21 protein-coding genes, 3 tRNA genes and 2 pseudogenes are annotated in these 26,241 nt (G+C 59.4%); 14 read left to right on the plus strand and 12 right to left on the minus strand.

Going from position 1 to position 26,241, the window contains the following annotated elements; translation table 11 throughout:
• A partial coding sequence (locus tag AC1DE4_RS07110) for a GTP-binding protein (protein WP_421387882.1) occupies positions 1 to 146 on the minus strand: 146 nt, incomplete at its 3' end.
• Positions 147 to 412: 266 nt separating this feature from the next.
• On the opposite strand from AC1DE4_RS07110, the gene AC1DE4_RS07115 reads away from it, so the two are divergent.
• Positions 413 to 922: a hypothetical protein gene (locus AC1DE4_RS07115; protein WP_192241828.1), complete on the plus strand. Its 510-nt coding sequence runs from the start codon at positions 413 to 415 to the stop codon at positions 920 to 922.
• Between the two features lie 63 nt (positions 923 to 985).
• Here the strand turns inward: AC1DE4_RS07115 and AC1DE4_RS07120 are convergent.
• A tRNA-Gly gene (locus tag AC1DE4_RS07120) sits at positions 986 to 1,059 on the minus strand.
• A gap of 26 nt (positions 1,060 to 1,085) precedes the next feature.
• Positions 1,086 to 1,170: transfer RNA gene (locus tag AC1DE4_RS07125), tRNA-Tyr, on the minus strand.
• Positions 1,171 to 1,376: 206 nt separating this feature from the next.
• On the opposite strand from AC1DE4_RS07125, the gene rlmB reads away from it, so the two are divergent.
• From rlmB to AC1DE4_RS07140, 3 genes are all read left to right on the plus strand, one after another.
• Positions 1,377 to 2,267, plus strand: a complete 891-nt coding sequence (gene rlmB / locus AC1DE4_RS07130; protein ID WP_018859847.1) for a 23S rRNA (guanosine(2251)-2'-O)-methyltransferase RlmB — start codon at positions 1,377 to 1,379, stop codon at positions 2,265 to 2,267.
• A 166-nt stretch (positions 2,268 to 2,433) separates the two neighbouring features.
• Complete coding sequence (locus tag AC1DE4_RS07135; protein WP_018859846.1) at positions 2,434 to 2,589, plus strand: hypothetical protein; 156 nt, start codon at positions 2,434 to 2,436, stop codon at positions 2,587 to 2,589.
• A gap of 325 nt (positions 2,590 to 2,914) precedes the next feature.
• Positions 2,915 to 2,990: transfer RNA gene (locus AC1DE4_RS07140), tRNA-Thr, on the plus strand.
• A gap of 69 nt (positions 2,991 to 3,059) precedes the next feature.
• On the opposite strand, the gene ilvD is transcribed toward AC1DE4_RS07140, so the two are convergent.
• Together ilvD and AC1DE4_RS07150 are read right to left on the minus strand one after the other, a co-directional pair.
• Positions 3,060 to 4,733 carry a dihydroxy-acid dehydratase gene (gene ilvD / locus AC1DE4_RS07145; RefSeq protein WP_477880786.1) on the minus strand — a complete coding sequence of 558 codons (1,674 nt, stop codon included), beginning with the start codon at positions 4,731 to 4,733 and terminating at the stop codon, positions 3,060 to 3,062.
• Positions 4,734 to 4,969: 236 nt separating this feature from the next.
• Positions 4,970 to 5,065 (minus strand): annotated as a pseudogene (locus AC1DE4_RS07150) (recombinase family protein); the annotation flags it as partial.
• 70 nt (positions 5,066 to 5,135) lie between these two features.
• Here AC1DE4_RS07150 and AC1DE4_RS07155 point away from each other — a divergent pair.
• Entirely contained in the window at positions 5,136 to 5,933 is a 798-nt protein-coding gene (locus AC1DE4_RS07155; protein WP_169681017.1) for a lytic murein transglycosylase, read from the plus strand.
• A gap of 223 nt (positions 5,934 to 6,156) precedes the next feature.
• Here the strand turns inward: AC1DE4_RS07155 and AC1DE4_RS07160 are convergent, their stop codons facing one another.
• Positions 6,157 to 6,609 (minus strand): pyridoxamine 5'-phosphate oxidase family protein, encoded by a 453-nt coding sequence (locus tag AC1DE4_RS07160; protein WP_029792832.1) that lies wholly within the window; start codon positions 6,607 to 6,609, stop codon positions 6,157 to 6,159.
• A 413-nt stretch (positions 6,610 to 7,022) separates the two neighbouring features.
• On the opposite strand from AC1DE4_RS07160, the gene AC1DE4_RS07165 reads away from it, so the two are divergent.
• The 4 genes from AC1DE4_RS07165 to AC1DE4_RS07180 all read left to right on the plus strand — a co-directional run bounded on the left by AC1DE4_RS07165 (position 7,023) and on the right by AC1DE4_RS07180 (position 9,621).
• On the plus strand, positions 7,023 to 7,541 hold the full coding sequence (locus tag AC1DE4_RS07165) for an Hsp20/alpha crystallin family protein (protein ID WP_477880788.1): 519 nt from the start codon (positions 7,023 to 7,025) through the stop codon (positions 7,539 to 7,541).
• A 95-nt stretch (positions 7,542 to 7,636) separates the two neighbouring features.
• The gene (locus AC1DE4_RS07170) at positions 7,637 to 7,930 is read left to right on the plus strand and encodes a hypothetical protein (RefSeq protein WP_018859840.1); all 294 of its coding nucleotides are present in this window, start codon (positions 7,637 to 7,639) and stop codon (positions 7,928 to 7,930) included.
• Between the two features lie 398 nt (positions 7,931 to 8,328).
• On the plus strand, positions 8,329 to 9,102 hold the full coding sequence (locus AC1DE4_RS07175) for an NAD kinase (RefSeq protein WP_018859839.1): 774 nt from the start codon (positions 8,329 to 8,331) through the stop codon (positions 9,100 to 9,102).
• A 3-nt stretch (positions 9,103 to 9,105) separates the two neighbouring features.
• Entirely contained in the window at positions 9,106 to 9,621 is a 516-nt protein-coding gene (locus AC1DE4_RS07180) for a hypothetical protein (protein WP_025661208.1), read from the plus strand.
• Positions 9,622 to 9,732: 111 nt separating this feature from the next.
• Here AC1DE4_RS07180 and prfB read toward each other — a convergent pair.
• The 3 genes from prfB to AC1DE4_RS07195 form a co-directional block, all read right to left on the minus strand.
• Positions 9,733 to 10,864 (minus strand): peptide chain release factor 2 gene (gene prfB / locus AC1DE4_RS07185; RefSeq protein ID WP_100248113.1). Its coding sequence is split into 2 segments (ribosomal slippage): positions 9,733 to 10,794 and positions 10,796 to 10,864, totalling 1,131 coding nucleotides; the frame shifts between segments, so codons are not numbered across the junction.
• A 100-nt stretch (positions 10,865 to 10,964) separates the two neighbouring features.
• Complete coding sequence (locus AC1DE4_RS07190; RefSeq protein WP_477880791.1) at positions 10,965 to 13,412, minus strand: penicillin-binding protein 1A; 2,448 nt, start codon at positions 13,410 to 13,412, stop codon at positions 10,965 to 10,967.
• Positions 13,413 to 13,653: 241 nt separating this feature from the next.
• Entirely contained in the window at positions 13,654 to 14,808 is a 1,155-nt protein-coding gene (locus tag AC1DE4_RS07195) for an N-acetylmuramoyl-L-alanine amidase (RefSeq protein ID WP_245268031.1), read from the minus strand.
• A 746-nt stretch (positions 14,809 to 15,554) separates the two neighbouring features.
• On the opposite strand from AC1DE4_RS07195, the gene AC1DE4_RS07200 reads away from it, so the two are divergent.
• Positions 15,555 to 18,395 carry an Rne/Rng family ribonuclease gene (locus AC1DE4_RS07200; protein WP_169681021.1) on the plus strand — a complete coding sequence of 947 codons (2,841 nt, stop codon included), beginning with the start codon at positions 15,555 to 15,557 and terminating at the stop codon, positions 18,393 to 18,395.
• Between the two features lie 57 nt (positions 18,396 to 18,452).
• Here AC1DE4_RS07200 and AC1DE4_RS07205 read toward each other — a convergent pair.
• Positions 18,453 to 19,183: pseudogene (locus AC1DE4_RS07205) on the minus strand (NYN domain-containing protein).
• A gap of 180 nt (positions 19,184 to 19,363) precedes the next feature.
• Positions 19,364 to 20,467 (minus strand): COX15/CtaA family protein, encoded by a 1,104-nt coding sequence (locus AC1DE4_RS07210; protein ID WP_477880793.1) that lies wholly within the window; start codon positions 20,465 to 20,467, stop codon positions 19,364 to 19,366.
• Between the two features lie 113 nt (positions 20,468 to 20,580).
• On the opposite strand from AC1DE4_RS07210, the gene AC1DE4_RS07215 reads away from it, so the two are divergent.
• Together AC1DE4_RS07215 and AC1DE4_RS07220 are read left to right on the plus strand one after the other, a co-directional pair.
• Positions 20,581 to 20,790 (plus strand): DUF2842 domain-containing protein, encoded by a 210-nt coding sequence (locus AC1DE4_RS07215; protein ID WP_018859831.1) that lies wholly within the window; start codon positions 20,581 to 20,583, stop codon positions 20,788 to 20,790.
• A gap of 118 nt (positions 20,791 to 20,908) precedes the next feature.
• Complete coding sequence (locus AC1DE4_RS07220) at positions 20,909 to 22,144, plus strand: GNAT family N-acetyltransferase (protein WP_477880795.1); 1,236 nt, start codon at positions 20,909 to 20,911, stop codon at positions 22,142 to 22,144.
• Here the strand turns inward: AC1DE4_RS07220 and AC1DE4_RS07225 are convergent, their stop codons facing one another.
• Positions 22,145 to 24,289 (minus strand): GumC family protein, encoded by a 2,145-nt coding sequence (locus AC1DE4_RS07225; protein WP_477880797.1) that lies wholly within the window; start codon positions 24,287 to 24,289, stop codon positions 22,145 to 22,147.
• 192 nt (positions 24,290 to 24,481) lie between these two features.
• Between AC1DE4_RS07225 and AC1DE4_RS07230 the strand changes: the two genes are divergently transcribed.
• Together AC1DE4_RS07230 and AC1DE4_RS07235 are read left to right on the plus strand one after the other, a co-directional pair.
• Positions 24,482 to 25,057 (plus strand): polysaccharide biosynthesis/export family protein, encoded by a 576-nt coding sequence (locus AC1DE4_RS07230; RefSeq protein ID WP_025661216.1) that lies wholly within the window; start codon positions 24,482 to 24,484, stop codon positions 25,055 to 25,057.
• Positions 25,058 to 25,063: 6 nt separating this feature from the next.
• Positions 25,064 to 26,233, plus strand: a complete 1,170-nt coding sequence (locus AC1DE4_RS07235; protein ID WP_018859827.1) for a glycosyltransferase family 4 protein — start codon at positions 25,064 to 25,066, stop codon at positions 26,231 to 26,233.
• Positions 26,234 to 26,241 lie beyond the last annotated feature (8 nt).

The raw sequence follows: 26,241 nt of genomic DNA on the forward strand, positions 1-26,241 counted from the left end.
GGAGCCGCGTCGATCTGGTCGTACGCCTTGAACTCGCCGAAGTACTTCGTGATCGCTGCCGTCAGAGACGTCTTGCCGTGGTCAACGTGGCCGATCGTGCCGATGTTAACGTGCGGCTTGTTGCGCTCAAACTTACTCTTTGCCATTTGAATGCTTCCTGTGAACGAAATGGATGACCCCGGCGAACCGGTTTAGTGCCGCCGTTTAAGGCTTTCGGGGAAATTGCGCAAGACCTATTTGCGGACCGTATTCCTAGCCTGCGGGCGCATATGGGAAGGAAGCGCCCGATCGGCAATATCCACCGGAGATGGCAGCGAAGATATATTCGCGAAGAACGGGCGCGACGGCGCCAAGGATATGATAGTACATCGTTTGCAGCCCTTACGCGGAAGCACTGCTCGGAGACACCGCAATGGAACCAAAGGAAATTGCAAAACGATCCGCAGGCAACTTTCTGATCTTTGCCGCTTGCGCATTCATATTGTGGGTTCTTGCCGCTGCGATCGACTGGGTCGCGCAGCTTGCACGCCTCTCCTCGCCCGAGCGGCTCCCGGCTCTGGCGACATCGATCGTCAGCTCTTCGACGCTGCAAGCGATCGTCGCAATATGGCTGCTCACAGCGGCATTTGCCATCGCCTTCCCAAAGATGCTGACGCCACTTTCGGCCACCACGACGCTGATGTTCGACGTGGGATACGGTATTCTCGGCGCCCTCACCGGCTTCGGCATCGCGATCGGTCTCTTCGGTGGCGGCTGGTCGATCCTGTTGCGCGCCGTGATCTACAGCGCCCTCATCGCCATCGGCTTCGTTGCTGTCCGCATATGGCTGTCGAGAGAGGATCTCAGCACCAACACCCAAAAGCGATGGACGATCGCCGGCATCATCGCGCTGGCCTCGCCTTTCGTGCTGCTCTGGGGCTAGAGGTACGCATAGCGACCCGGCTCGCGCAAAGCGTTACAGCAACAACAGGACACTGCGAAAATCTGGAGCGGGTAGCGGGAATCGAACCCGCGTATTCAGCTTGGAAGGCTGCTGCTCTACCATTGAGCTATACCCGCGGGGTGGTATCCGATCCAATGACGAATGGTGGAGAGAGTTGGATTTGAACCAACGTAGGCTGAGCCAACGGATTTACAGTCCGTCCCCTTTAACCACTCGGGCATCTCTCCAGTCTTTTCGTCCGGATCGTGAGACCAAGCTCGTCAGACTTTCGAAGCGTTGCCGCCCCTCGGTCTGCGCCGCGTATATGACCGGACGATTTACGCATGTCAACACGATGACGACGGAAAAAATGTGAAAAATTTCATCGACCGTGGAAAGCCGGGGTCCTGAAAGAAATCCTATGCGGAAAGAAGCACGCTCGCTATAAAGCCGCATGAGCAAAGACAAGAAAACCGGTGGCAAGCCCACTGACGAAAAATCCGCCAAGGACACGCATTACGCAACCCTGCGCCGCGCGCATCGTGATAGCAAACGCGAACGCGGTGAGATTCCGACACCGCCGCCACAGAAGCGCCGGCGCGGTGCCGAGGACTGGAAGCCTCCTGCACTCGCGCCCGAGCAGGTCTATCTCTACGGCCTTCATACGGTTCGTGCCGCGCTTGACAACAAGGAGCGCCGGAACGTCAAGTTGTCGGTGACCCAGAACGCGCTTGCGCGTCTGGAGATCGCTGCCGACGCGCTCGGCATTCCGGTCGAAATCGTCGCTCCGCACGATATCGACAAGGTCCTCGGCCCGGATGCCATCCATCAGGGTGTCATGCTGGAAACGCGCCCCCTGCCCGTCCGCCGGCTGGAAGCACTGAAGGACAGCCCACTGCTTCTCGTGCTCGACCAGGTAACCGATCCGCACAATGTCGGCGCCATCATGCGTTCCGCCGTGGCCTTCAATGCAGGTGCCGTCATTACCACACAGCGCCACAGCCCGACCGAATCAGGCGTGCTGGCGAAATCAGCCTCAGGTGCACTGGAACTCATCCCCTATATCCAGATCACGAATCTTGCCGACGCTCTTGGAGAACTGCACAAGCTCGGCTTCTTCACGATCGGCCTCGATTCGGAAGGACCGGCGCCACTCGAGGGCACATTCTCGGGTGACAAGGTGGCGCTCGTGCTGGGTTCCGAAGGTAAGGGGCTACGCCAGAAGACGCGCGAAACTGTCAGCGCGCTTGCCAGGCTAGACATGCCGGGTGCGATCAAGTCACTCAATGTATCTAATGCTGCGGCGATCGCTCTTTATGCGGCGAGGCAGCATTTGAAAATTTGATAGAGTTGGGGGATCGCRGCGAAAGGCGCGATCTTTCTCTTCCATATGCGGGATGATAGCAGCGCCGCAAAGCAACTAGGAAGCCAGCAAACTGCTGCTCGTCTCGGTTTTGACTCTGCTCTTTTCCATGCTGCCCCGCATTCGAACAGGAGGAACATATTTCCATATGGCCATCCGCTCCCTCGTCATCGGCACTCTGTTCGTCGGCGTATTTGTTGCCATCATTCTCAGCATCGTCTGGATCGACAAGTCGCAGCCGATTCACGAACTCGCTCCGCTGGCGCCCGCCCCTGAACGCCCTATTCCAGCACCCGTACAGTAGATCGTGTAGCTATCATTAGGGGAACCGACGGTCGGCCCCGCGCGTTGGCTTCGCACGATTTAGGAGAGAAATGTGCGGGTAATGATCGCTATTATCGTTTTCATGGTTGCTTCGGTGCTGAGCATTGCAATCATGTCGCCGTTGGGTGCCGGAGAGACCGGTGACGCCTTGCAAACGAGCGTGCGGCAGACTGCGCCTCGGAACTAGCAAAGTCGGGTCTGCGGCGTTCGCAACGCAAACTCCGATGCAAGGTCGGACGAACGAAATCACGATCGCGCGGATTTCTTCTTTACAGGACGGCAGAATCTGGTACTTGGCAGGCATCGCCCTTGTAGCTCAGTTGGTAGAGCACCTGATTTGTAATCAGGGGGTCGCGGGTTCGAACCCTGCCGGGGGCACCACTAATTTTGCACGAAATCAGTGACTTGATAACTAATTCGCCTCAGTTGGCGCGTTTTTTTCATGTGACCTCAACCCGTCACGGCTCCCTCGTTCGCTGGTCGGACCAAGGCCGCAAACTTGGCGAGGACGCCGTGCCTGTAGCGCGGCGGAGGCTGGCTCCAAAGGCTTCGGCGTCTCGCAATCTCTTCATCTGGGACGTCGAGCTGCAGAAGTAGCTGATGGGCGTCGATGGTGATTTGGTCGCCGTCCTTGACAAGTGCGATTGCCCCCCCCTCGAAGGCTTCGGGCGTGACATGCCCGACCACCATACCCCATGTGCCGCCGGAGAACCGCCCATCTGTGATGAGGCCGACGCTCTCTCCAAGGCCACGTCCGATGATAGCGGAGGTCGGGGCAAGCATTTCCGGCATTCCCGGACCACCCTTCGGCCCGAGGTAACGCAGGACCAGAATGTCGCCGGCCTTGATTTTGTCCGAGAGAATAGCATCCATTGCGGATTGCTCGTCTTCGAAGACGCGCGCCGGGCCAGCAATCACCGGGCTCTTGAGCCCGCTGATCTTTGCCACCGCCCCACCCTCTGCCAGATTGCCTGTGAGTATGGCGAGATGTCCCTCGCGATACAGTGGCGCTGAGAGCGACCGGATAACGTCCTGGTCCGCACGAGGCTCGTCGGGCACGGCCGAGAGTTCGTCAGCGATCGTCTTGCCGGTGATCGTGAGACAATCGCCGTGCAGAAGGCCCGCATTCAACAGTAGCTTTAGGACTTGAGGAATGCCGCCGGCAGCGTGGAGATCAACAGCCATATAACGGCCGGATGGCTTGAGATCGCAGATTACTGGTACCCTACGGCGTATCCGCTCGAAATCCTCCAGCGTCCATTCCACCTCGGCCGCATGCGCAATGGCGAGATAGTGCAGCACCGCATTCGTTGAACCTCCAGTGGCCATGATGAGCGCCACGGCATTTTCAATCGACTTCCGCGTGACGATGTCGCGTGGTCGAATGCCGGCCTTCACCGCTTCCACCAAAACGCGCGCGGACTCGACCGTGCTATCGATCTTTTCTTGGTCGGGATTGGCCATGTTGGAGGAGTAGAGCAGCGACATGCCGATCGCCTCGAAGGACGAACTCATGGTGTTCGCGGTGTACATGCCGCCGCAAGAGCCGGTCGTCGGGCAGGCATTGCGCTCAATGCCCTCGAAATCCTCAGCGCTCATCTTTCCGGCCATGTAAGCGCCGACGGCCTCGAACGCGGACACGATGGAGAGGCTCTCGCCCTTCCAGCGACCCGGCTTGATGGTGCCGCCATAGACATAGACGGCCGGAACGTTAGCGCGGAGAATGCCGATCATACCGCCCGGCATGTTCTTGTCGCACCCGCCGAGCACTAGAACGCCATCCATCCATTGGCCCTGCACCGAGGTCTCCACACAATCGGCGATAACCTCGCGCGAGACGAGAGAATATTTCATGCCCTCCGTTCCCATGGCCATGCCGTCCGAGATGGTAGGCGTGCCGAATATCTGCGGATTGGCTCCGGCCGCCTTGATGGCGGCTATCGCCGCGTCGGCAAGCGGCTGGAGGCCGGCATTACATGGCGTGATCGTCGAGTGCCCGTTGGCGATGCCGATCATCGGCTTGTCGAAGTCCCCTTTGGTATAGCCCAACGCATAGTACATCGCGCGATTGGGCGAGCGAGCAATGCCTTGGGTGATATGCCGTGAACGGTCGTTGTGAGCCATATGCGCCTCCCGCTAGCCAAACGGAACCGTACTCTATTGGAAACCAAATACGCTGTGAAATATGCTTTTTGCCTCCAACTAAGTCGCCGCACATATCAAAGGCTGCCGATGGAACTGAGACAGATCTGCCAAATTTGTCGCCGTCGACGAGAAGCTGCAATTTCCTCGGCGTCTTGGACTCGGTCAGCAACCGCCGGTCTTCCGCTTCGCCAGAGTCGCCATCAGGTCCGCGTTCATCGCGCCAGGCGGTCCAGTTTCGTCACTAGCACCGTATCGCCCTCACGTGCATAGTAGAGGCACCTTCTCAGTTCCTTTCGCTTCCCGGTCAAGCCGGTTTCGTAAGTGAACGAGTGACGTCATGCGGCCGGATGCATGATGGTTCAGACCCACGAGGAGAGCGACATGGCATTCTTTGCTAAGGGAGTTTTGCTTGCTGCGGCGGGCGCCATCGCCTTCTGCCTTCTGGCGTGCGTTGCGCAGGCGGCATCGTGCGGCAAAAGCGCTGCCGGGTTTGAACAGTGGAAAGTAGAGTTTGCCGAGACGGCAAAGGCTGCAGGCGTCAAGGGGAAGGGTCTTGCAGCGCTTGCCGGTGCGAAATACGCCGTAGGAACCATTCAGGCCGACCGCTCCGTCAACAAGGCTTTCAGCGGCTCGGTCGCCGACTTTATGAGACGACGCGGTGGGTCCGCGATTATTTCCAAGGGCCGTTCGCTTAAGACGGCGAATGCAGCGCTCTTCGACAGCATCGAGCGCAACTACGGCGTGCCCGCCGGCGTGCTTCTCGCCATCTGGGGTATGGAGACCAACTTCGGCGCCTCTATGGGCAACCAGAACACAGTTTCGGCAATCGTCACGCTCGCGTACGATTGTCGCCGCCCGCAATTCTTCGCGCCTCATGCTATCGCGGCGCTCAAGCTAGTCGACAGCGGCGTGCTGAGTGCCGGCTCGGTCGGCGCCATGCACGGCGAGATCGGCCACACAGGGTTCCTGCCTGGGAATGTCCTGAAATACGGCGTCGGAAACAGGAACATGCGCGACAAGAGCACGGCGCTGATGTCCACGGCCAACTTCCTCAGGGCGCACGGCTGGGGCGCCGGCGAGGACTATCAGGGCAATATCGGCGCCATCGCCGGCTGGAACTCCGCGAGTGTGTATCAGCAGGCGATCGCCCGCATCGGCGAGGCGATCGACGGCGGTTAGATCCTGCCTCCAGTTACAAAGCCGCCATGCGCCGAGTCAGAATGTTATTTGCGTGGAAGGGGTGCGGAGGACGAGAATGCTCGGTCTGTGGCTAATCTCTCAGGCTACCAGCGACTCGGTTGGTCTCGTGTAATGGGCACGTGATCGCCGATACAGTCGATTGGCTTCCTCCGTCAAAGGGTGCGCAGACATTGCGGAAACCTCGAGGGCCGAGGCGTTGTCACTAAAGGGCCACGACCCGACCGGAGACATCGTCCGTGTAGATGCAGTAGAATAGGTGGGCAGATGCAGACGCAGTCGGTAGTTCGCGAGGCTCAAGCGAGCCGATCTCCCACCAGTCCAAGTGTCTCTGCAAAAGTGACCACGCGTGCAGGCGCTCCTCGTGCCAGACATCATCGTCCGGCAGTTCCTGGAAGTGGCCGTTCAGCACGACGCTCCTCCATCCGCCCTTCCCCCACTGCTCCTCCACCTGGAGGCAGACTCTTGGATTCAGCCGCATCCACTCCACTTTTCGTCCTGGCATCGAAAAACTGTAGGCTACTCGTGATTGGAACGCAAAGTAGATTGGGACCACGTAAGGCCGGCCTTCGTTACTGCAAGCCAGATGACCAAAATGCGCCCGTTCCAGCATTTCCAAGCATTCTACATGGCTCATACTCCTGAGTGTCGTTGACATGTCTGTCTCTCCCATTCCTCCGAGGAATACTCGACGGGCCGCAAAACGAGGACACCGCTTACATAAATCATCCTCCTTTTTTGCTGGATCTGCATTGTGCTGGATCAATTTCCAATCCTGAAACGTGTACGGATAGGGCAGAGGATATCGCTCGGCGCACTGCAAAACGGATGGTACCGAACCGCGTCTTCGACCGATGTTCTATTCGACCGATGTTCTAAATGTGCGTTCTCCGGCGGACGGTTCGACCGATACTGCGTTAGACTGAGTCCGCGCGCCAATTAATTTCCTGTGTTCTTGACATTGATCAAAGTCACTTGCCCACCCGCGTGCTTTAATGACTGCGCTCGATGTCGAGCGAAACGCAATGATTAGATCCGGCTTCCGGACCTCTTGGCCAACAGGAGATGATCATGCCCGATATGTTCCCCATTAAGAAAGAACAGAAGACCACGACGCCGGCTCCCGGCGGGATGTGGTCTCCATTCGACTCACTTCGTACCGAAATCGACCGGCTGTTCGACGACTTCGGCCCTTCCTCATGGCGTCCGCTCTCAGGTCAGCTCCTCGGACGCACGACTTCTGCTGCCGACTGGGTCGTGTCTCCCGCGGTGGATGTCGTCGAGAAAGACAACGCATTCGAGATCACCGCGGAAGTTCCCGGCCTCGACGAGAGCAACATAGACATCAGGCTTTCGAACGGCGTGCTGACCATTCGGGGCGAAAAGACGGAGGAAAAGGAATCGAAGGACGAGGCCTACCACCTTTCGGAGCGCCAATACGGCTCCTTCCAGCGCTCGTTTCGGCTTCCTGACTACATCGAGGCAGATAAGATCGCCGCCGCTTTCGCGAAAGGCGTCCTGAAGGTCACGCTTCCAAAGGCTGCCAACACCGGGACGAACGACCGCAAGATCGAGGTCAAAGCCACATAGCCTTGGAGCGTGCGAAGGGGCGGCTGTCGACCCTGGGCGGCCCCTCTGGCGTATTTCTTCATCGTTTCGTCGATCAAGGCCATGGGAGGTTTGTCATGCTGTCGCCCGATAGAGATTTCAAACCCGGCGGTGAGCGTTTTGCCATTCCAACGCAGGGAGAAGTCGAAGGCAAGCTGCTGGTTTCAGAGATCGTAGCAGTGGCTTGTCTCCAGGAGCTCATGAAGCTCAAGAATACTGCCGCGATTGCAAGGGTTCACCGACGCGTCCTGCACGAACTCAAGGAGAAATGCCAAGTCCTGAAGTTATGTGTCACCGACGAAAGAGCCGTCGTCGAATATGCGGAGCAGGTGTTAAAGTGCGCTGTGGCAGAAGCAGGCGGCTGTCGCTAACGCCTCCAGATACGAGCCTCGATACATGCGTGGCACGCTACCGCAAAGAAGGGCGATTATAGACGCCAACTTGGCATTGGAGCACGTTTCAAAACGTTCTGTATCCATTGTCACTACGAATGCCTCGGCAAGCCTGCGCGTACGGTCTCGCTATCGACGGAGAGTACGCAGTGCCGCCCCACGCCAGGATTGACGCCATCTGCCTTGTCGACGAAAGATGATCCGAGGCTTGCCCGGCTCGAGTTCCGGGCCTTCCACAGCATACGCCTGAAATCGAGCAGCGAAGAATTGACGATGGCTCCAGCCGGCGCTGCAGATGCACTTGACAAAATCGGCTTTTATTGGCGCCTAGACGCCAAGACTATGTTATCGTTCGTTGAATACGTAAAAGGAATTACATGGGCCGTTCGTTTCAGACGCTTTCCTTCCTTGCCTCCTCGGCGACAGAGGCGCTGGCGGCTCGGGAAGAGTTGATAGGCATTTATGGTGACGTGCCCCCTGAAGAGGCCGACGTGATCGTCGCCCTCGGCGGCGACGGTTTCATGCTGCAGACGCTGCATGGCACGATGAACTCGGGCAAGCTGGTCTACGGCATGAATCGCGGCTCCATCGGCTTCCTCATGAACGACTATCGAACGGAAGATCTGCAGGATCGAATCTGCACAGCAGTCGAAAATGCCTTTCACCCTTTGCAGATGACAACGGCGAATTCCGACGGCACGAATTCGACAGCACTTGCCATCAACGAAGTCTCGCTGTTCCGGCAATCCTATCAAGCCGCCAAACTGCGGGTCGAAGTGGACGGTGTCGTGCGACTCGACGAGCTTATCTGCGACGGCCTGATGGTGGCCACGCCCGCGGGTTCGACGGCCTATAACCTCTCCGCGCATGGACCGATCCTGCCGCTTGACGCCCCTCTGTTGGCGATGACTCCGGTCAGCGCGTTCCGGCCGCGGCGCTGGCGCGGCGCCCTTCTGCCCAACAAGGTGACGGTCGATATACACATACTCGAGGCGGAGAAGCGGCCGGTCAACGCGGTCGCTGACAACACGGAAGTGAAATCGGTGCTGCATATTCGCATCGCGCAATCGGAACTTACGACCGCGCGCATTCTCTCCGATCCCGATCGATCATGGTCCGATCGTATTCTTGCGGAGCAGTTCGAGGACTGAGACATGAGCTTGCGACGAACGACGCTTTGTACCTTGCTGCTAGCCGCGTCCACCCTCTGCGCGCGAGGCGTTGAGGCAGAAGACGCGATCCTACCGGCTTCAGTCATCTTCGCGACCAGCACCGGTTACTGGGAAGACGACGGTGCGGCGCCGGCCATTCAACGATCACCTTCGGCGCCCCAAACTGCGGCTGCCGTTCCCGCTCCCGCAAAACCGCGCCACGGCTACTACAAGCTGTTTGCCGTCAGGCAGGCGGACCGCACCGCCAAGATATATTTGCAGCAAATCGAGCAGAGCGACGCTGAGCCGTCCATCACCTCGACGGTGGAGTTGCAGGAACTCAGCGATCTGAAGCCGTATGTCACCGACATCAGGCCCGAAAACTCCTCCGGCATGCTCAAGGAGCCCGGCCTTTTTGCAATGGTCTACCTGAAGACCGATCCGGATGCGGAATCGGAGACTTGGACTGTCGTCATCGACGAATTTGGTGAGGTTACCGTCGGCAAAGCCAGCAACTAGTCGAAGCCGTTGATTTGTCGCTGGAGAACTTCCGGTTTTCCCGCTTGAATCGAAAAGGCCCCATTCGGGGCTCCCATTCGGGGCCTTCTCTATGTTCATACGTTTGAGCGGTTACTCGACGTCGTCGACGACAGCGTCCGGCTTGCCGCTGATGCGGTGAGCGAGAGCGGCTTCCATGAACTCGTTGAGCTCGCCATCCAGCACGTCGCCCGGCGCCGTGCTCGCCACGCCCGTCCGCAGGTCCTTGACCAGCTGGTAGGGCTGCAGCACGTAGGAGCGAATCTGGTGACCCCAGCCGATGTCGGTCTTCGAGGCTGCCTCGGCGTTCGCCGCTTCTTCGCGCTTCTTCAACTCGGCTTCGTACATACGAGCACGCAGCATGTCCCAAGCCTTGGCCCGGTTCTTGTGCTGCGAGCGTTCCTGCTGGCAGGAAACCACGATGCCGGTCGGGATATGCGTGATGCGCACGGCCGAATCGGTCGTGTTGATGTGCTGACCGCCCGCTCCCGAGGCGCGGTAGGTGTCGATGCGGCAGTCGCTCTCGTTGACCTCGATGTTGATCGAGTCGTCGACCACGGGATAGACCCAGATCGAGGAGAACGAGGTGTGGCGCCGCGCGTTGCTGTCGTAGGGCGAAATACGCACCAGGCGATGCACGCCCGACTCCGTCTTCAGCCAGCCATAGGCGTTGTGGCCTTTGACCAGCAGGGTTGCCGACTTGATGCCTGCTTCTTCACCATCGTGCACTTCAAGAAGCTCTACCTTGAAGCGCTGACGCTCCGCCCAGCGGGTATACATGCGCAGCAGCATGTTGGCCCAGTCCTGGCTTTCCGTTCCGCCTGCGCCGGAGTGGACTTCGAGATAGGTATCGTTGCTGTCGGCCTCGCCCGATAGCATCGCCTCCACCTGGCGGCGGGCGGCTTCAGCCTTCAGGCTCTTGAGCGCGTCTTCGGCGTCCTTGACGACACTCTCGTCGCCCTCTTCCTCGCCCATCTCGATCAGTTCGACGTTGTCGTTGAGCTGCTGCTCGAGCTGCTTCACGCCGTTGATGCCGTCATCTAGCTGCTGACGCTCGCGCATCAGCTTCTGTGCTTCCGAAGCATCGTTCCAGAGGGTCGGATCCTCTGCCTTGTTGTTCAACCAGTCCAGTCGTCTTATCGCCTGGTCCCAGTCAAAGATGCCTCCTCAGCAGGGTGATAGCCTGCTTGGTTTCATCGACTACGTTCTGGATTTCCGCTCGCATTTTCCTGCTTCTTCGCGTTGCTTGAAAAGTTGCCCGTCAAATAATTGTGGCGGCTGCGGATGTAAAGGGCCGCAACCGCCACAACGGGTCAGGGAAAAGGTTAGTAGAGGCCGCCGGCGCCGGACTGGACGGCCTGGTTGGCCTGCGGCGACGTCCGCAGAATTTCTTCGGGCGCCATCGCATTGTCCATGCCGATAACAGAGAGGCTGTCGGCAGGACCGGTACCTGGCTTGAAGGCCTCGATAATCGTGTTCGGGTCGCCCTGAACCGCAGCCATGCCGGTCTTGCGGTCGATCGGAATGAGGTTCATGCCCGCCGGAATGACAAACTTAGATTCCGGCATGTCCTTCACAGCAACCTGCATAAACTCGTTAAAGATCGGCGCAGAAAGCGAGCCGCCTGTGCCGCCGCGTCCAAGCGTCGACGGCGAGTCGAAGCCGATGTAAAGGCCGGCGACAAGATCTGGCGTGAAGCCGACGAACCACGCATCTTTTTCATCGTTGGTCGTACCCGTCTTGCCAGCAACGTCACGCCCGCCGAGATCGACCTTGCCGGCGGCCGTGCCGCGCTGGATGACCCCCTGCAGCATCGAGGTGATCTGGTAGGAGGTCATCGGGTCGAGAACGGTTTCGCGATTGTCGACGACGTTGGGCTCGTCCTGGTTATGCCAGTCGCTCGCATTGCAGCCCTCGCAGACGCGCTCCTCGTGCTTGAAGATCGTACGGCCATAGCGGTCCTGGATCCGGTCAACCAGGGTCGGCTTGATCTGCTTGCCGCCATTGGCGATGACCGAATAAGCCGATACCATGCGCAAGACCGTGGTTTCGCCGGAACCGAGCGACATGGCGAGAACCGGCATCATGTGATCGTAGATCCCGAAGCGTTCTGCATATTCGGCGACGACATTCATGCCGAGATCGTTGGCAAGGCGCACCGTCATGCGGTTGCGCGAGTGCTCGATCGCGAAGCGAAGCGTGTTGGCGCCACCACCCTCGCCTTCATAGTTATCCGGTGCCCATACCTGGCCATTGCCCGTCTGGATCGACAGCGGATCGTCGCTGACAACCGACGCCGGCGTATATCCATTGTCCATGGCCGCCGCATAGACGAACGGCTTGAAGGACGAACCCGGCTGGCGCATCGCCTGGGTCGCACGGTTGAATTCCGACTGCGCGTAGGAGAAGCCGCCGACCATCGCAAGCACGCGACCGGTCTTCGGGTCCATCGCGACGAGACCGCCTTCGACCTTCGGCGGCTGGCGAAGCCGGTAGGACTTGGAACCTTCGTCCCCCAACCGCTCGACGTAGACGACATCCCCGGCTGACAGAACGCCGTCGGGCGACTTTGCTGTCTTCCGGCCGGAAGCCGAGCGATATGCCCACTGCATATTCTTGGCCTCGATGGCTCCACGCTCGCGCTCGGAAGGGATCTTGCCCGCGCCATCCTTCGGGGGCTGCAGCCCGATGTCGACGCCGTCGGCCGATACGGCCAGCACGACAGCCAGTCGCCATTCTGGCACGTCCGTCAAAGCCGGAATATCGGCCAGCGCCTTACCCCAGTCAGCAGCCGTGTCGATCTGCTTGACCGGACCGTGGAAGCCACGACGCTCATCGTAGTTGGTCAGACCATCCTGAAGGGCCTTGCGCGCAAAGACCTGCAACGCGGGGTCAAAAGAGGTACGAACGGACAATCCGCCTTCGTACAGCATCTTCTCGCCGTACTGGTCGATCAACTGACGGCGGACCGCCTCGGCGAAATAGCCGGATGCAAAAAGCGAGGGCCCGCTGCTGCGACCGGTGACACCGAGCGGCTGTTTCTTGGCCTCGGCACCATCGGACTGACTGACATAGCCATTCTCGACCATGCGATCGATGACCCAATTGCGGCGGGTGATCGCTGCTTCGGGATGGCGGAAGGGATGATAGTTGGCGGGACCCTTCGGCAGGGAGGCAAGATAGGCAGCGTCGGCGACCGTCAGTTCGTTCACCGACTTGTTGAAATAGGTGAGCGAGGCGCTCGCGATACCGTAGGAATTCAGGCCGAAGAAGATCTCGTTCAGGTACAGCTCAAGGATCTTGTCCTTGCTGTAGGCTTGTTCGATACGGAAGGAAAGGATCGCTTCCTTCGCCTTGCGCTCCATCGTCTGTTCGCTGGAAAGCAGGAAGTTCTTGGCAACCTGCTGCGTGATCGTCGAACCGCCCTGCGTCGGACCGCCGGTCAGATAAGCAACCAGTGCGCGCGCAAAGCCGGTAACATCGATGCCGGGGTGCTGATAAAAGTTCTTGTCTTCAGCAGACAGGAAGGCCGCCTTGACGCGGTCGGGAACAGCCTGGATCGGCAGGAAAAGTCTGCGTTCCTTTGCATACTCCGCCATTAGCGCACCGTTGCCTGCATGAACGCGGGTCGTCACCGGCGGCTCGTAGCTGTTCAGCACTGCGTAGTCCGGAAGGTCCTTCGTGACGGTTGCCAAGTAAACGGCAACAACAGCCGCCACGCCCAAGAACAGGACGCAAGCCACTCCGAAGAAATATCCAAGAAGTCTAATCATATTTAAGCTACCGGTATCTCAATCATCGATCAGCGCGACATAACAATCGCAGGATCGGGGCATCTTGCATGTCGGGCGACTTACTCCATGAGCGTTTTCGCCACAAGCCGATTCCGTTTCATCTATGGAAACACAAGGCTGAGTAACGGCGTGAATGTGAGTAAAATAGGGCCTTGAAGCGCTATTCCCACATTGCGATCGTGTTACACCAGAAAGTGTCACATCTGCGCCACGGCTGCAATCAGCCCCCATTTGCAACCATCGCCGTGCGGTAGTGCTTGACGGCCTCCGTCAGCAGGTCGGCCATCCTTCCCCGCCATCCGTCATCAAGCAGGAGCTTTTCGTCGTCCTTGTTGGAAAGGAAGCCCAGTTCCAACAGGATAGACGGCACATCCGGTGCCTGCAGAACGCGGAAGCCCGCATGGCGGTGTGGATTGTTGATCGTCCCTACCTGATCCTTGAAGGATGTAAGCACGCTTTCAGCAAGCGAAATAGAAAAAGCCTGCGTTTCGCGGCGCGTCAGGTCGAGCAGAATATCGGCGACTTCGGGAGGCTCAGCCACGGTCTCCTTGCCGGCAATCTGGTCGGAGAGGTTTTCGCGGTCGGCGAGATCGGCGGCGAGCTTGTCGGAGGCCCTGTCGGAAATCGTGTAGACTGTCGCGCCGCGAATATCCTTTTGCTTCAGGGTGTCCGCATGCATCGAAATGAAGAGGCCCGCATGGTTCTGGCGGGCAATCTCCACACGCTCGGAGAGCGACAGGAACGAGTCATCCTTTCGCGTCAGGAACGCCTTGATGCCGGACTCGCGGTTGAGGCGATCGGCGAGCGCCTTGGCGAAGGCGAGCGTTACGTCCTTCTCCTGCGTCTTGGTATCGACGCCGATCGCACCCGTGTCGATCCCGCCGTGACCAGCATCGACAGCGATGATGAAATCTCCATCAGCCGGTTTCTCCGGCGCAGGAATGGCGCTCGTCGTCTGTTGGGACGAAGGATCGCTCCAGGACTGGGCCTTGACCAGTTCGGCAAACTTCTCGTTGTCCGTCATTGCCGCATCCAGGACGAGACGGTGCCCCTTGCCGTCCTCATCTTCCTGGACCTTGGCGACTTCCATCTTCACCGGCTTCTTGGCGGTCAGCACGATACGGGCGCTGTCCTCGTCCATCTTGCCGTAGCGTATGTCCTTGAAGAGACCCCTCGCCGCGAGATCCGCAGCTGGGAAGCCGAAGGCTGTCGCAGGCAGGTCGACGACGATGCGTTCGGGATTGGCGATATAGTGGACGGAAAAATCGGGAGCCCGATCGAAGTCGATGACAATGCGCGTACGTGCATCGTCGCCGATGATTCGGGCGCCATAGGCGAGCAAGGGGTCGGCCTTCGCTGCTTCGTCTGCTCGCACCTCAGGAAGAAATGCAAAAGCCGTCGCGGCCGCGGCAACGGCCACCACGCCGGTAAATCTTATTTTCCGCCATCCGGATATTACCGTCGCGGGTCGTACCCTCTTAAACAATCGACCGCCACACCTTAAATATCATTCCGATCAACTTCTCCCGGCAAACGCGAGATCGCCGGTATCAGCGACGTTCGCGGCCACGGAGCCGAATCGGCGCCCTTAATCCCCGACTTTGTATGCCTTCCAAAATCCATCAATATTATGGCACATTTGGCTTTTCCCTTGCTATTGTGACAGAGAAAACATACAAGGATTTTTAGGGTAGAAGTGCTGACGGGATAGAGTCGCCTGCACGGCAGCCAAACCGCAAGGGAACTGGCGCCACAACCGGCAATCGTCCGCCGTCTTATGTGTTTCCACTCGAAATTGGATCCTGAATTTTCCGGCGTATGCGGGAACTTCATCGGTGGATAGCCACCAACCGCTCTTTACAGAGAGAGCAAACTCATCGGACCTGAACAAGGTCTTAGTTTTGTCGATCTCGCTTGGTCTTTGATGGTGTCGCAGCAGGTTTTATCTGAAGTCTACAGGCCCCGGGAGAACATCTCCCCCGCTGCTGTCTGGCTGCTGCCTTCCACACCGCACCAATCGCGACTTTCATTATCCGGCGCTGCAACGACGAGCCGCCTCTCCTCTGTCTCTTCGACACAAGGGGATGCCGACGTTCGGCCGCGCCGAGGAGCACAGCTTACATGGCAGACAAGATGCTTATCGACGCGTCTCACGAGGAAGAGACGCGCGTTGTTGTCGTTCGCGGAAACCGCATAGAAGAATTTGACTTCGAGTCACAGCACAAGAAGCAGATCCGCGGCAACATCTACCTCGCAAAGGTAACGAGGGTTGAACCCTCGCTGCAGGCCGCGTTCGTTGATTACGGCGGCAACCGGCACGGCTTTTTGGCCTTTGCCGAAATTCACCCCGACTACTACCAGATCCCGCTTGCCGATCGTCAGGCCCTGCTTCGCGCCGAAGCTGAAGAGCATCGCCGCGACGACGACGTCGAACACGTCGAGACGGCGCCGGTCGATCTCTCCACCCAGGAACAGCCCGAGGTTGGCGTAGCCGCAACTGCCGAAGCGCCGGCAGCGGAAGCCGCTCCCGAAGAAGACGGTGCCGTAGCAACCGAAACGGTCGAGGCCGTTGCGGAAGTCGCCGAGGAAGCACCCGTCAAGAAGGCAAAGCCCCGCCGCAGCCGCAAGAAGGTGGCGCCGGCTGCTGAAGCGCCTGCCAGCGACGAGGCTGCCAGCGAAGCCACCGCCGACAACGACGATGAAGGCTCGTCGGGCAACGAGATGGCCGCAATGGTCGAGACCGACTCGATCTCCGAAGAGGTCGACGCCCGCCGCCGCAGCGATGACGACGATGACGACGATCACGACCACGAAGAGGAAGTGATCGAATCCGTCGGCGCCGAAGACGCCATGGAGGAGGTTCCCGATCGCGTCCAGCGCAAGCCGCGCAAGCAATATCGTATCCAGGAAGTCATCAAGCGCCGCCAGATCCTGCTGGTGCAGGTGGCAAAGGAAGAGCGTGGCAACAAGGGCGCTGCCCTGACGACCTATCTTTCGCTGGCCGGTCGCTACTCCGTCCTCATGCCGAACACGGCGCGTGGCGGCGGCATCTCCCGCAAGATCACCAATCCGCAGGACCGCAAGCGCCTGAAGGAAATCGCGCGTATGCTCGAAGTCCCGCAGGGCATGGGCGTCATCCTGCGCACCGCCGGCGCGAATCGAACCAAGGTCGAGGTCAAGCGCGACTTCGAATATCTGATGCGCCTGTGGGAGAACGTCCGCACGCTGACGCTGCAGTCGACCGCTCCCTGCCTCGTGTATGAGGAAGGCTCGCTCATCAAGCGCTCGATCCGTGACCTCTACAACAAGGATATCGGCGAGATCATCGTTGCCGGCGAGGAAGGCTATCGTGAAGCGAAAGACTTCATGAAGATGTTGATGCCGAGCCACGCCAAGGTGGTTCAGCCCTATCGCGACATCCACCCGATCTTCTCGCGCTCCGGCATTGAGGCTCAGCTCGACCGCATGCTGCAGCCGCAGGTAACGCTGAAGTCGGGCGGCTACCTGATCATGAACCAGACCGAAGCGCTGGTTTCGATTGACGTCAACTCCGGCCGCTCGACGCGCGAGCACTCGATCGAGGACACTGCTCTGCAGACCAACCTCGAAGCGGCGGAAGAAATCGCTCGCCAGCTTCGTCTGCGCGACCTTGCCGGCCTGATCGTCATCGACTTCATCGACATGGAAGAAAAGCGCAACAACCGCGCTGTCGAGAAGAAGCTGAAGGAATGCCTGAAGAACGATCGCGCGCGCATTCAGGTCGGCCGTATCTCGCATTTCGGTCTTCTGGAAATGTCGCGCCAGCGCATCCGCGCATCCGTTCTTGAATCGACGACGCAGGTCTGCTCGCATTGCGGCGGTACCGGCCACGTCCGTTCGCAGTCCTCCGTTGCTCTGCATGTCCTGCGCGGCATCGAGGAGTACCTGCTCAAGAACACCACGCACAACATCACGGTTCGCACGACGCCTGATATTGCGCTGTACCTGCTCAACCACAAGCGGCAGACGATCGTCGACTACGAAGCCCGCTTCGGTGTGTCGATCATTATCGACGCGGATGGCTCGGTCGGCTCGCAGCACTTTGCGATCGACCGCGGCGAGCCGGTCGAGAACCCGGTCAAGATCGAGACCCTGTTCAACTTTGCTGCCATCCCCGATGACGAAGACGACGATATCGTGGTCGAAGTCGACGAGGAGGAAGAAGAGGAACTGGGGGCCAAGCCGGCCGCAGCCGAACGTCCGGCTCAGCGCGCCGAAGGCGATGGCGAGGGCCGCAAGCGCAAGCGTCGCCGTCGTCGTCGCGGCCGCAACGGCAATGGCGAGGCGGTTGCTCCCGACAGCGTTTCGGCTGATGCGGTGGAAGGCGACCAGATCGACAGCGATGACGAGGAAGAAGGTGACGAAGGCGTTGCCGCCACCTCGGAAACGCGTGACGAAGGTGATGAGAGCCAGCGCCGCAAGCGCCGCCGTCGCGGCAAGCGCGGCGGCCGCCGCAACCGCGAGGAAGGCGGCGAGCAGGAGGCTTCTGCAGCGGAAGCGGCAGATGACGATGCCGAAGATGGTGAGACGGAAGTGACCACCGTCGAGGTGATCGAAGCCGCCGCCGAGGAAGCAGTCGAAGCTCAGCCGGCGATGGCCGCTGTTGAAACGGGCGCCTCGGTTACGGAAGACGTAAAGCCGAAGCGTGCACGTCGCAGCCGCAAGGCATCGCCGGTCGAAGAGCCTGTCGTCGAAGAAGCATCGACGGAGGCAGCACCGGCCGCGGAAGCCGAAGTCGAGGCTGTATCCGCAGACCTGGCTACGCCCGCAGTCGAAGAATCGAAGCCTGTGCGCGCCAACAGGGAGTCGAACATCTCCTCGTCTGAACCAACGGTTAAATCGACGCGCAGCGATGCTGCCGAGACCGAAGGTGACGGCAAGCCGAAAAAAGCTGGCTGGTGGCAGCGCCGCGGTTTTTTCTAAGACTGATTTTCGGCGATAAGTAACAGGATCCGACTGCGGTGACGCAGCCGGATTTTTTTATGCTTTTGGCGATGGCTGTTTCACCCGGATACGGAGCGGCTTGCCTTCGACAGTGTTCATGTCGAACGCGTTCGTCTTCTTGACGAGGTCGCTTAGCTTCCGGAAGCCATATGTCCGAGGATCGAAGTCCGACGCCAGATTTGCGAGCTGCGCTCCAACCGCACCGAGCGATACCCATCCATCTTCACTCTCCATCTGAGCGATGACCTTCTTGATGACGGGCGTCGCTGCGCTCGGCTGGCGTAGGGAGGGCGCTTGCGTAACCTCGCTGCCGTTTGATGTGACCGTGGGCACCAGGTTTTCGGTATAGATGAATCGACGGCATGCCTGCCGGAAACTCTCCGGTGTCTTCTGCTCGCCAAATCCGAAAACATCGATGCCCTGCTCACGGATTCGCGAGGCAAGTCGCGTAAAATCGCTGTCCGAGGATACAAGACAAAAGCCGTCGAAACGGCCACTGTGCAGCAGGTCCATGGCATCAATGACAAGAGTGATGTCGGAAGCATTCTTGCCGGTCGTGTACGCGAATTGCTGCTGAGGGACTATCGCGTGTCGCGCCAGCACGTCGTTCCATGCTTTTGAACAGGAACTGGTGAAGTCGCCATAAATGCGCCGAACGCTTGCCTCGCCGATCTTGGCTATCTCCTCGAATAAGCCAGCAGCGATTCTTGCGGAAGGTTGTCAGCATCGATAAGTACGGCCAGTCGTGGCGAGCGGGGTTCGGGCATTCAACGGCTCCAGTCCCTCTTGATAGACCCAACGTCCACCATCAACGAACCGCCATTTCTTGCAACCAGTAGTAATACAACCGGTAAACAACACGTCGACGGCCTCAAATGAGGCTGGCGGCATTTGCCATCTGATGCTTGACGTTCGAACGGGACTTTCGCTGATCCCAGCGACGCGCCTTAGTCCCGCTCGGCAATCATGGTCTCGCGCGGATACTCTCCATAGAACCCCCGCCAATTGGCGATGGTGAAGCCAAAGACCACCAGCGCTCCCGCCTGATGCAGCAGCCCCCAATGAAGAGGGACCTGCAGCAGCAAGGTCGCGATACCAATCGCCGCCTGTATTGTCACCAGAACAAACAGGACGACGGCGCGCCGGGCATGCGTCGTGGAGGGCGCTGCGGTCAGAGCTATGATCATGTTGATCAGCGTCAGCGCAAAAAGGGTGTAGGCGCCCAGCCGATGAACGAACTGCACGGTCTTGGGGTTCTCGAAGAAATTGATCCAGGCCGGTTGCTGGATCAGCAGATCCGAGGGCACGACGGCGCCATCCATCAATGGCCAGGTATTATAGGTGAAGCCGGCGTCGAGGCCTGCGACGAGCGCTCCGAGGTAGATCTGGAAAAGCGCAAACGCCGCGATTGCGCCCGCCCAGACATGCGAGCCTTGTGTGGGCGCCTTGTCATCGGAGTGAGGGGAAAGCCCTCGCATGATCCACATACAGGACGCGAAGATAAGACAGGCCATGATCAGGTGCGTTGCCAACCTGTATTGGCTGACGTCGGTTCGGACGGAGAGTCCTGACGACACCATCCACCAGCCGATCGCACCCTGCAGTCCACCCAGCATGAGAATTCCGAAGAGCGGCCAACGCAACCGTCTCTCCACCTTTCCCGCCAACCAGAAATAGAGCAGCGGCAGCGCGAAGATGACACCAATGCCACGTGCGATCAGGCGATGGGCCCATTCCCACCAAAAGATGCCCTTGAACTCGTCGACCGTCATTCCGCTGTTCATCTGCTGATATTCGGGAATGCGCTGATAGAGCCTGAACTCCTCGTCCCACTGCGCGGCGCCGAGAGGCGGAATGACACCATGGATCGGCTTCCATTCGGTGATCGAAAGCCCCGAATTCGTGAGCCGGGTGGCTCCGCCGATGATCACAAGACAGAACAGCGCCAGGAGCACAAAGCCCAGCCAGATGCGAACGGCCCGGCGATTGCCATCCTGCCGGCGTATCTCACGCAGTATTTGCTGTTGGGTGGTCAAGTTCGCGATCGCCATGGCTGCTCCTTACGTCCGGTAGTTGATTTGCCTGAGCGGCTCATGCAAAACAAGCCCCGAACCTTTGCGGCATGCCGTCGCGGCAATCGGAACACCAGTTTGAAAGATATTTGATGCCTGTCCGCCTCCGCAAATTCATCGGTACGATCCTGATCGTCGTGCTCGTGCTCGCCTATGCGCTGCTCGCAAACACGATTGCGGTCGCCACGCTCGGTGACGCGCCATGGTGGGGCCAGCTCCTGTACTTTTTATTGACCGGCCTGCTGTGGGTGCTGCCCGCGATGGTCATCATCAAATGGATGGCCGGGCCGAAGCAGCAGTGATCCGTTAACGGCGGGATAACCGTGATCGATGGAAAGCTAGGTTTAGCGCCGCTCATAAACCAAATGGACGTTCCGTTGGACTATTCTTCGCGCCAGCAAGTCAGTCCGGAGAAAATCAGTGCAGGCGCAGAAGCTTCCTGTTTCAGATGGGGCACACCATTCAACGGAACCCGACGCCGGTATTTCCGAATGGCTGGCGCCGGATGCGCAGCTTGGGGCGGCAGAACTCGACATCGCCGTCCTGGATAGCTTGGCGCCGCTGGAGACCGTTTGGCGCGCGCTCGATTGCGACAACCTGAATTCTCTTCACCAAGGCTATGACTGGTGCATGGCGTGGACCAAGGCCTTCGGACACCAACTGTCGATCGTCTGGGGCAGGATTGGCGGAGAGACTGCATTCATTCTACCGCTAGAGATAACCAGCTTTCATGGCTTCCGGACCGCCAGATTTATCGGCGCCGATCACAGCAACATCAACACCGGCCTCCTCTCAACGCGCTTCATTGAACTTGCCGACAATCTGGAGCCTCAAAAGCTTGCGATGTCTCTGCGCCGTGCTCTGGCCGGACGCGCCGATCTTCTGCTGCTGCAGAATGTTCCGTTGGAATGGCGCGGCCGACGCAATCCCCTGGCATTATTGCCGATGGTCCAGAACCAGAATCACGCCTACCAGCTTCCACTTCTCGACAAGATGGAGTCGACGCTTCAACAGGTGAATGCCAAGGGCCGACGCAAGAGGTTCCGGGCGCAGCTGCGGCGTTTTGAGGCGCTCGGTGGCTTCGACTACATCTCAAGCGGCACCCCGGATGAACAACACCAGTTGCTCGATCGCTTCTTCGAACAGAAACGTGAGCGTCTCAAGGCGCTCGGGTCGCCTGACGTATTTGCAGACCCGGAGACCAAAGCGTTCCTGCACGGCGCCATCGACATCCGCGACCGCGGGATGGTGGGACTGGAAATGCACGCAATCCGCCTGAAGGGCGAACATGACGGCCGCATCGCCGCGCTCGCCGGTCTTTCTCGCAAAGGCGACCACATCATCTGCCAGTTCACCGCCTTCGATGAAAGCGCGGCGCCGGAGACGAGCCCTGGCGAATTTCTGTTTTGGCAGATGGTAGCCGGCCAGCACGGCAAGGGCGTAAGACTGTTCGATTTCGGCCTTGGCGACCAGCGATACAAACGCTCATGGGCGCCTGTAGAGACTGAGCATCATGACGTCGTTCTGCCGCTTTCGCTCCGCGGCACCGTGGGTGCCGCAATGCACCGGGCCATCACGCGCGGCAAAGGCTTCATCAAGTCTCAACAGAGGCTCTACGCCGTGGCCCAGCGCCTGCGCCGCGTTATCGGCGTTTGATTACGCGGCACGCCGCGAGATTGGGTTCTCGATGGACTCGTTGCTATCGGACATCAGAACGACGCGTTCATAACCGGCGGCTTCGAACTCGGTCATGACAGTCACGAACTCCTGCTCGACGATCTCAGGCATCGAGAGAATGATCTCGACATCCTTGCTTTGGGTCAGCCTGGAAACGCCGGCCACGTCGGCGGCGCCGCATTCCACCATCACCAAATCATAGGCCGAAATCAAAGCGTCCAGCAGCAGAGACAAGCGATCGGCACCGCGCATTGCCCGGCGCGGATCGCTGATGCCCTGCGGAATGAAATGCGCGTCTGAGCGGCTGTCGCCGTGGATCGTATCGCCAAAGGCTGCATCGCCGCAGAGCAGATCGGTTATGCCGAGCATCTTGCGGTCCTCAGCCATGAGGTTTGTCGGCAGACCGGAACCGGTCATGTCGACCAGAATGACCCGCGAGCCGTCCTCAGCCAACTTGCGCACAAGGGACACGGTCGCCGCCGAGCCGTCGTCGCCGGTTGGAGAAATGGCGATAGCCAGAGGCGCCCTGCTACCTCGAAGGTAGTCCGAGACGGATGCAATCGAGAATTCGTTTGTTTCAACGATTTTCTCGTCCTCAGCCTGTTCGGCCACCGGCTCGTCGTCTGCGGGCGTGGCCAACAGGCTCGGTGTGCCCACGCGATTGACGGAGCCGGTGGTCGCTGATTGAGGTTCCCCATCCTCGCGCTCTTCCTCTTCGCTTAGCCCAACCGGGCGGAGCGCCCGGCCGCTGAAGAGTTCGGCGAGCATGATCACAATGGACGTCATGATGAAAGTTGCGAAGGCCGCAACGATGACGATCGGCAGGACCTTCGGGAAATAGGGATCGACGGGCTGTATGGCCTTCGACACGATGCGGGCGTCGGCCGGGCTTGAGTTCTTGTCGGCGCGCGAGGCGGCCTCCCGGTAGCGAGAGAGATAGGTCTCCAGAAGCTGGCGCTGCGCGGTCGCTTCACGCGTCAAGGCGTTGAGGCCAACCTCGTCCTCGCCGGCCTGGGCGCTGTTCGCCTTCAGACTGTCGACCTGCTGCTCCAGTTCCTTTTGGCGAACAGCAGCGACCTTCGCTTCGTTTTCGATGCTTGCAAGGATCTTCTGCGTCTCCTGGCGAATCTGGACCTTGATATCCGAAAGCTGCGCGCGGAGGCTTTTGAGGCGGGGATGGTTGTTGAGCAACGACGTCTGCAGGTCGGATATCTGCGACTGCAGCCCCGACTCCGTGCTCTTCAGTCGCTGGATCGACTGAGACGACATGATGTCCTGCAGCGTGTCGGACGGCTCACCTGACGAGAGAGCATTGCGGACGGACTGGGCACGCGCCTCGGCGTTTGCGCGATCTACCCGGACCCGGGTGAGCTCAGCCGAAATGTCGTTCAATTGCTGTGTCGCGAAATTCGAGCCGCCGTTGGTCGGAAGCAGTCCGTGCTCAGCACGGTATTCCGCCACCTTCTGCTCGGCGTCATTGACCTTCTGGCGGAGGTTTTCGATCTCGGGCTCCAGCCAGCGCGTTGCCTCGGAATTCGAGTCCAGCTTGGCGCCGCTCTGCGTGGCGAGATAGACCGCCGCCATCGCGTTCGGGATTGTCGCCGCGAGCTTGGGATCCTTCGACGTAAAGGTAATGCCGATCACCCGCGATCCCGGCACCTGATAGACTTGCAGCCGCTCGGTGAAAGCGTCGATCACGCGCTCTTCGGGGGGATTTTCATATGGATTCTTCTTGAGGTGAAGGGCGACCAGGATGTCGGTGAGCGCCGAGCCATTCGCGGCAGCGTCGAATTCCGGCAAATCGTAGAGCTTCTGGCCGTTGATGACCTGCTTGATGAGATCCGCGGACTGCAGCAGCTGCACCTGGCTTGCAATGTTGAGCTCGTCCAGCAACGGACCAGCATTGGTGTCGTTCACCTGCGCATTGGCGAAAGCAGGAGCACGCGGCTCGATCAGGATGCGCGTTTCGCTTCGGTATTTGGGGGAGATCATCTTGGCGCCCGTGAAGGCGACCCCTGCCCCCAACGCAATAATCGCCAAAGCCTTTAGCCGGCGCGCCCAGACGGCGCGGACCAATTGTCCGAGATCGATGTCCACATCCTGATTACCCGATACGCCGGACATGCTGGTACTCCGAGAACAAACGTGGCCGCGAGGGTAAATGACTATAGTAACCCAACGGTTAATGCTTGCTCGGGCAATCCCGGCGACACGTCGACTGGCCGAAGCCAAAAAAATCGGCGCTTTTTACCGACCATTAACCCTAACGGATTGATAACGGCTGAGACCTATTTCGTTTTCCGATGAGCAGACGCGATGCCTTTCGCACAGCCCAAGTTCTTGATGGCTCTGAGCCTCGCCGCCATGACTGCGGTCGTGAGCGGCTGCAATAGCTACAAGCCTGCCCCCCAGGCTTTCAATCAGGCGACGATCCAGCCCTATTCGCTTGATAGCGGCGACCGGCTGCGCATTACCGTGTTCGACCAGCCAAGCATGACCAACACTTATACGATCGACCAGGCCGGCTATATCGCCTTCCCGCTCATCGGGCAGGTGCCGGCTCGTGGACGGACGCTGCAGCAGTTGTCGGGCCAGATCGCGCAGAAGCTGAGACAGGGCTACCTGCGGGACCCTGATGTCACGATCGATGTCGACCGCTATCGCTCGATCTTCGTCATGGGCGAAGTCGGTCAATCCGGCCAATACGCCTACGTTCCGGGAATGACGGTGCAGAATGCGGTTGCCATTGCCGGCGGCTTTACGTCGCGCGCCAACCAGGGCGCTGTCGACGTAACCCGGAAGGTCAATGGGCAAGTGATCACAGGTCGCGTCAACATCTCTTCGGCGATCGTCGCCGGCGACACGATCTACGTTCGCGAACGACTGTTCTGATCCTCGATGACCGAACAGCCCCCCCTCCGCATCCTCCATTGCTTCAGATCACCGGTCGGCGGAATTTTCCGCCATGTCCGCGATCTGGTGTTGGAGCACAGCAAGGCGGGGCACGAAGTCGGCATTCTTTGCGACAGCTCAACGGGCGGCGAGCATGAAGACCGCTTGTTCGACGAGATTCGTCCCTACCTGGCGATGGGATTGACCCGCATGCCCATGCGGCGGCACGTCAGCCTCTCCGACATCGGAGTGATCTGGGATACGTACAAGAATATTAAAAGTTTGCGGCCGGATGTGCTGCACGGTCACGGCGCCAAAGGCGGTGTGCTCGCGCGGCTTGCCGGCTCGGCCTTGCGGGTAAACAGGTATCGCGTAGCCCGCCTCTATACTGCGCATGGTGGAAGCCTGCATTATTCTCCGAGGTCGCTCGTAGGGCAATTCGTGCTCCGCATGGAGCGTCTGCAGGAGTACTTCACGGACGCCCTCGTCTTCATCTGCGAGTACGAGCGCGAAGCCTATACGAGGAAGGTCGGGCGGCCGCGAACGGAAACGCGGCTGATCTACAATGGCCTTGCGGAGCGCGATTTCGAGCTCATCCCAACGCGTTCGGATGCCGTGCATTACATCTACGTCGGCATGCTGCGGGACCTAAAGGGTCCCGATCTCTTTGTGGAGGCCTTCGCGAAGGCGGAGCGCATTCTCGGACGCCCACTTTCGGCCGTGATGGTCGGCGACGGGCCCGAGCGCGACAAATACCGAGACATGATGATCGAGCGTGGTTTGGGCAAGCGCATCAGCATGCTGCCGGCGATGCGCGTTCAGCAGGCGTTCGCGATGTCACAGAACCTGGTCGTTCCGTCGCGCGCTGAAGCCATGCCCTACATCGTGCTCGAGGGTCTCGGCGCCGGGAAGACCATCATCGCAACTCGCGTCGGCGGAATTCCAGAGGCGCTGGGCAAAGACAGCCCTGCACTCGCCAACCCCGAGGATACCGACGATCTCGCACGCGCCATGGCGGACGCGATCCGCATCCCGGGCTGGCATGATGCGGCGATGCCGTCGATGGAACAGGTGAGGTCGGTCTTCTCGGCCTCGATCATGGCCAACGATGTCCTGAAATTGTACCACGACCTCCTGGATCCCCAATCGAAGCAAGCTATTGCTCTTGCTTCGTAAAAGTTTTC

The organism is Rhizobium sp. 10N414 (genome assembly GCF_056394785.1).